The sequence below is a fragment of the Gardnerella sp. C0684A1 genome (genome assembly GCF_055326835.1).
This window is the reverse complement of record NZ_JBLTSX010000001.1, coordinates 395792-402447: the sequence shown is the minus strand read 5'-3', so window position 1 is coordinate 402447 and position 6656 is coordinate 395792. Positions and strand designations below refer to the sequence as shown.

The 6656-nt window shown below is 47.8% G+C and carries 5 protein-coding genes; 1 reads left to right on the top strand and 4 read right to left on the bottom strand.

Annotation, left to right across the window (positions count from 1 at the left end):
* A partial coding sequence (locus tag ACNEUN_RS01680; RefSeq protein WP_463630383.1) for a hypothetical protein occupies window positions 1–330 on the top strand: 330 nt, incomplete at its 5' end.
* Window positions 331–394: 64 nt separating this feature from the next.
* Here the strand turns inward: ACNEUN_RS01680 and ACNEUN_RS01675 are convergent.
* The 4 genes from ACNEUN_RS01675 to ACNEUN_RS01660 all read right to left on the bottom strand — a co-directional run bounded on the left by ACNEUN_RS01675 (window position 395) and on the right by ACNEUN_RS01660 (window position 6550).
* A complete protein-coding gene (locus ACNEUN_RS01675) occupies window positions 395–3166 on the bottom strand; it encodes an ATP-binding cassette domain-containing protein (RefSeq protein WP_463630381.1) in 2772 nt (923 codons plus the stop codon).
* 80 nt (window positions 3167–3246) lie between these two features.
* Window positions 3247–3858: an ECF transporter S component gene (locus ACNEUN_RS01670; protein WP_427877466.1), complete on the bottom strand. Its 612-nt coding sequence runs from the start codon at window positions 3856–3858 to the stop codon at window positions 3247–3249.
* Window positions 3859–4930: 1072 nt separating this feature from the next.
* Window positions 4931–5716: a DUF4191 domain-containing protein gene (locus ACNEUN_RS01665; RefSeq protein WP_427877468.1), complete on the bottom strand. Its 786-nt coding sequence runs from the start codon at window positions 5714–5716 to the stop codon at window positions 4931–4933.
* A 165-nt stretch (window positions 5717–5881) separates the two neighbouring features.
* Complete coding sequence (locus ACNEUN_RS01660) at window positions 5882–6550, bottom strand: DUF3043 domain-containing protein (protein ID WP_463630378.1); 669 nt, start codon at window positions 6548–6550, stop codon at window positions 5882–5884.
* Window positions 6551–6656: the final 106 nt, after the last annotated feature.

Genomic DNA, 6656 nt, shown 5'->3' with positions numbered 1-6656 from the left:
GATTTCATCGGGCAATTATGTGTTTTAAACAGTTTCATCTCGAATTATGTTTATTTCACCAAACGATTTGGTATTTTCGACAGTTTTGACTTGCGTTTTGTCGATTTCATCGGGCAATTATGTGTTTTAAACAGTTTCATCTCGAATTATGTTTATTTCACCAAACGATTTGGTATTTTAGACAATTTTGACTTGCGTTTTGTCGATTTCACCAAACGATTTGGTATTTTCGACAATCCCAACTCACATTCTGTTTATTTCACCAAACGATTTGGTATTTTCGACAATCCCAATCAAGCTGCAAAAAAAAATCGGGCAGTGCGCAAATAATTCGTAGCGCTATCACGCGCCGATATCACGCGCCGATATCACACGACGCTATCACAAGACGCTATCACGCGCCGCCGAGGAAAGCGAAAGTACCGCAGTAAAGCGCCGCCGCAACAGCAACCAACGGCACAATCGCGCACACAGCCAAAAGCCACCAGTCGCGCGCACGAACACTGCTCACCCTAGCATGCGAACGCGCACCGACTCCCCCAAAACCGCGCGCTTCCATAGCCGTGGCGAGCGTCGTCGAGCGTCGAATCGAAAGCACAAGCAGCGCAAACGACTGCGGGAAGAAAGCCCTCACGCGATGCTCATCACCCAAACCGCGCGAACGCCTCGACGCAGTCAGCGCCACCCAATCATCCTGCAGCACGCCAAACAACCTAATTCCAGCCAAACCGCCGTAAACAAATCGATCCGGCAAATGCAACACTTGGCTGAAAGCATCCGCCAAATCAGTAGCATCAAGCCCAATAACCATCACAATCGACGGCACGCCAATCGCCAAAATCCTAAGCGAAGTTGCAACAGCCAGCATAGCCGAACGGTCCGTAGCATGCATCAACCACCACTGGAACCAAGTATTTCCGCCACTTTTGCCGTATAGCAGCACAGTGAGCGCGGACGTCGGCGCACCCACCCACACAGGCCACGAAAGACGAATCACACGCCACGGCGGAAGTTTGATGCACGCAAAAATCACAAATTCCATCACCAACGCAGCAGTTGCCGACACGCAATCAAGCGTAAAAAGCAGCGGAATCGAAGCTGCGAACGCTCCGAAAATACGAAATACTGGGTTAATTGACGCAAGAAGTGGCGACCTACTGGAAAGTTTCGCTTCCTCGTCGCGATTGTTCACAGCGCTCACTTTGATACGCGAAATGTCTGTTGCGCCGGTAGTTGCGGAAAGCGCTTCGGAAGATTTCACTTCGGAGGATTTAGTTTCGGTAGATTTAGTTTCGGAAGATTTAGTTTCGGAAGATTTCACAGCAAGCGCTTCAGCAGATTCGGAAGCACAATCAGCTTCAGCAGCACAATCAGCTTCAGAAGATTCAGCAGCTTCAGTTTTCACATCCGGCACAAGCTCCACCAAGCGCGCACCCAACGCCTCGACCAGCTCGCGGTCGTGCGTCACCACAATAATGCTCACGCCCTCACTGCGCAAACTTGCGATAAGTTTAATAATTTGCAACCAAGTTTTGCGATCCTGTCCGAAAGTCGGCTCGTCCAAAATCAGCACACGCGGAGCCGCAGCAAGCGACGCTGCCACAGTCAGACGACGCTTTTCACCTCCCGAAAGCGTGTACGGATTCGCCTTCGCGTAACGCGCCAAACGGAATCGCTTAAGCAACTCCTCCGCCTTCGCACGCGCCTCATCCGCCGAAACCCCCGTGCGAAGCGGCCCCAACATAACCTCATCCAACACCGAACCGCACGCAAACTGATGCTCTGGATTCTGAAAAACGTACGAAATACGCTTCGCCAAATCAGGCGACTTCCACTTCATTGGATTCGTGCCGTTCGCGCCTTTAGAAAGAGCATCACTCGCCACAACTTCGCCGCTTACTGCCGGCAAAAGACCCGCCAAAGTGAGCGAAAGCGTTGATTTTCCAGCACCGTTCGCGCCGACCAAAGCCGTAATCTGCCCTGCTTTAAACTCAAGATTGATGTGTTGCGCAATCGGCTCGCTATTATGGCTGATTGCGAGATCCTTCGTGGAAAGTAGCACTTCTCCGTAACCTTCTGCTGGATCGCAGTTTGCGGAAGAATTACTTGCGGAAGAATTCGTATTTTTCTTGTAACGCTCAGGAAGCCAAATTCCAAGATCTTCAAAGTCCAAATCGGCGCGCGTAAAAACCTCGTCAGGCGTGCCGTCGGCCACAATCACCGTGCGAGAAGAAGCCGCGCGCGCGATATCGTCGTCGTGAACAGTTTCGCCGTCCGCAACGTCTCTATAAGCAGCTTCATCACTTTCAAGCCCAAGCACAACCACGCGGTCGATCATATCAATCCACGGCTCCGCGTGATGCTCCACAAGCACCATCGTGGCGCGCGTCGAATCCAGAACTGCGCGCACCGCACCCACAATCTGCTGCGTGCCATCCGGGTCCAAATTCGCGGTCGGCTCGTCCAAAAGCAGCACGCTCGGCTGCATAGCAAGCGCGCCGGCAAGCGCCAAACGCTGCATCTGACCGCCGCTTAAATGCGACGTTGAGCGATGCAATTGCAAGCCATCCAACCCAACTTTTTTAAGACTTTCGCGCACGCGATCCCAAATCTCACCGCGCGGAACGTTCATATTTTCCGGACCAAACGCAACGTTATCACCCAAACGCTGGAAAATCGCCTGCGCATCCGGATCTTGTAAAACCAAACCAACACGACCGCGCGCACGTCGAACCGGCACGCCGTCAACTAAAACGCAACCCTCGCTCACTCCACCATCGGCATCTTCGACGAGAGTGGTTTGCTGAGATTTTGCGCTATCTTTTGCATTTTTTACGCTATCTTTTGTCACAAAATCATTGCCAATAAGACCAGCCGCACCGCTTAAAATAGTAGATTTACCTATGCCTGATGCACCAAGCAGCAACACGCGCTGCCCCGCCTTAATCGTGAGGTCCAACCCGCGCACCGCAAAAGCGCGACGGGAAGCATGACGATAACCCCAATTCTCAAAACGAAGTTCAGCGTTATTTGCGTTACTTGCGTTATTACTAGCGTCACTACTAGCGTCACTACTAGCGTCACTAGCGTTGCTGATACTCTTGCGATCACTTAAATCTGTTGGAAGGAAAGTTTCAGATTCTTGCGATTTAGTAGCATCAGGCATAGTAAATCCTTTATGGCAATGATAGATTTTTAATTTTTAATATATTTAATTTTTAATTTCGCTATTTAGCAAATTTGCAACTAAGCACGAGCTACGCGACCAGATGCAAAACGATCCAACGCGCCAGTTAAGCAAATTGCCTTATACAAATACCACATCAACAAGCCCGAAATAATCGCACCAGAGATGAGTCCAGAAATTGTGCTGATAATCATGTAATCGCTAAAGATTGACGCACCTTCACCCCAAAGAATGTATGAAATCACAGTGCCACCAAATGCCGTGAATGCACCATCAAGAGTAGCAACCCAAACATTCCAAACGCGATATAGGAAGCAAAGGAAAATAATCTCACCAAAAATACCCTGAACTAAACCTGGAATCAAAACTCCAGTTGCACCCCAGCTGGTACCAATAAGAAATTCGGTAAGTGCAGCAACAAACTCACCTAAGAATGCAGCTCCAGGCTTACGAACAATAATTGCGGCCAAGCAAGCAGGGAAATAGAACAAACCATAGTACAAGCAATTCAAACCAGGAACTGCAGCAAATGGAATATCGAGGAAATGATGAGTAAAATAGCCAATCCAGAAAATTACACCGGAAGCAACGCCAATAACTACCGTAACAGTAATATCAGCGACGGTCCAGCGCCAATTAATCTTAGCCTTCTCTTTTAATTCTTCTGACATAAAAAATGTGCCTTTCTTGTTGTGTATTGCAATGCGTTACATTTTGATGCGTTACATGCAATACTTTGCGTTACAAAGAAACCTTGCAACACCTCTCCAGGCACGGGAAAATTGACCTCCGTGCGCCGGTATTACCCGGATTCACGTTCAAGCGGTTTTCTCTCAGCTCTTGCGGCGCTAGTAACGCGTCAACCAAAAGCACCCGTGTCGATTGACGATTGTACGGCACCGCGTCGACGCACAACCCTCCAACCCTCCATTCACGAGAACCATCTCTCGCAAATGGAGCAAATAATCTAATCAACAACTCCAAATGCGAGATAATCCTCTCACGTTTGGAGCAAAACACAGACGACAACCCTCCAAATGTGTTCTAACGCTCGCGCTATAAGCGCTCGCTACGAAACTCGCGTTGGAAGTCCACTGGACTTCCAACTTGAGCGAGTTTCCGCTCCGAGTTGCTTTCGCGCGCTAAATCGCAGCGCTCAAGCAGGTCGTCGCGCCAGCAAATGGAGCATTCAGTAGAATCAAACCCTCCAAATGCGAGATAATCCTCTCACGTTTGGAGCAAAAAGTAAGGTAGACAGCTCCAATTACGAGAACACTCTCTCGCAAATGGAGCAGAAAACGACTATAAACCCTCCAAATGCGAGACAACTCTCTCGCAAATGGAGCAATGAACAACATGCAAATAATTTTGGCAGTCAATAGAAAATGTCTATAACATCGGCTGATTTGGTGTTTTCGACAGTTTTGTCTTGCGTTTTGTCAAAAACATCGGACAATTATATGTTTTCGACAATTTCGACTCGTATTCTGTCTATTTCACCAGTTGATTTGGTGTTTTCGACAAAATCACACCGTGTTTTGTCGATTTCACCAAACGATTATATGTTTTCGACAATTTTAAGTAAGCTGCAAAAAATCGAGGTACGACGACATACTCCAACCGACACAATAAAAAACGTGCGCAAGCACCGAACAAACGGCACTTACGCACGCTAATCATCTTATTTTCAAAAACTCACCTACCGCACCGCAAGCTTACTCACTTACCGCACCGCAAGCCTACTCACTTACCGCGCATCGCACGTCGACTAACTCGCTGCGGACGCGTCGGATCAATCCCCTTAGGAATACCAAATCCGTTCTTGCCCTGCAACGTGCGCAGTCTCTCGTTCAAAATCGCAAGCTCCGCTTTAGTGAGGAAGAATCTGCGATTCGGATGAATCTTATCCATAAACGCAAACTTATGTTTTATAGGCTGCAACGTCTTAGCTTTCAAAACCTTTCCGCGCAATTCCTTAAGCTTAATTTGCTTCTCCCCACTTCCAACAGCAATACGATACACAGGTATATTTGACCCGGCAGTTACACTTTTAACAGCATGCTCCTGCCTGTCCATCGCTCGCATAACGCGATCATAATTACCTTCACCCACAAGAAACACGCCACAATAGCCCGTTCCTCGCCAAATCGCATCTTTAGTTCGCGGATCAACCCATACAGGTTGCTGTGGGAATGAATATCCGCCTTTATTTATGCCGGAAAGTATGCCGGCCGCCGCCCCCGAACGACCTTCCAACTTAGCGTAACCTACTTTGTCTGCACGCTTCGTAAGAACCACTGTAAACAGCAGCAAACCAACCATAGCAGCAGTGATTAGCATAAAAATCCAAGATAAAATCGACCAGCTATAAATCAGCCCAAGCGCGATCGCAATCACTATAGGCAAAGCAAACGCAACTGCCAACCATATTGGCAGCTGTTTGTCATCCGAATGCGTGTACTTGTAGATGCGCACGATTTGTGAAATCATGCCCTTCTTTTTCGTGCTTTGTGCTTTATCTTTTGCCATGCGTTTATCCCCTGATATTCGCTGCGCTAATCAGATTTGATTAAGCGTAAATGAGTTGCTACTAATAATAATCTATAGTGGCAATAATTGCGCGTTTTACGAAAACGTCTTACGAAAACGCCCTTACGAAAACGCCCTTACAGAACCGTCTTTACAAGAGTAATTTTACTTCGGCCAATTTCCACGCTTTTTGCTGCTTGGTTTCGGCAATCTCCAAATACGCACCTGTAACGCTCGGCTGAAAGCATACATCGCAGATCTTGATCCGCGCTGAACTGGAGCGTCACCAAATTTTTTAATAAGTTTTTTCTTAAGCTTTCGCCACATTACTATCAGATCGATAATCGACAAAAGTATGTAAGCATATAAGGCCACAGCGAGTCCGAAATACACGATTACGTATCGTTGACCTAAAAGACCTTGAGCAAAAAATAGGCAGACCATTATTAATATTGCAAAAGGAAAGAAGAATTCCGTAAGATTTCTGCGCGCGTCAACGTAATCGCGAATGTATATGCGCCATGGAAGCTGCTCTGACTTTGGCATGTGCGTTAAATCGCCGGATTTCATGGCCTCATACTGCTCGTTTTCTCGCTCTCTGAGGCGAGCACGTGCGCGTTTTGCGCTTGCTTTTCGATCCGCTGGTACGAGTGGACGAAGTTTTTCCGCTTGTACAGCGTTGCGTTTTGGTGTTGGCGCGTTTTTTTCGCGCGTTTTCTGTGCTGCTGCAGATTGCGTCTCAGCTTTTGCTGCAGCTTTTTCTGAAGCGTTCGCTGCAGCGTTATTAGCAGCGTCGCCAGCAGCTGATTTTTTTGCGAGTAGATTCCATGTCATGTTTGCAGATTACTCAACAGACTCGACGCACTTACTAGATACTCAATTCACTTACGCAACGCACTTACGCAACGCACTTAAGTTGATTCTCACTAACTTTACACAC

Coding starts and splice junctions, on each gene's coding strand:
- ACNEUN_RS01675 (WP_463630381.1), bottom strand. CDS start 3,166: ATGCCTGATGCTACTAAATCGCAAGAATCTGAAACTTTCCTTCCAACA.
- ACNEUN_RS01665 (WP_427877468.1), bottom strand. CDS start 5,716: ATGGCAAAAGATAAAGCACAAAGCACGAAAAAGAAGGGCATGATTTCA.
- ACNEUN_RS01670 (WP_427877466.1), bottom strand. CDS start 3,858: ATGTCAGAAGAATTAAAAGAGAAGGCTAAGATTAATTGGCGCTGGACC.
- ACNEUN_RS01660 (WP_463630378.1), bottom strand. CDS start 6,550: ATGACATGGAATCTACTCGCAAAAAAATCAGCTGCTGGCGACGCTGCT.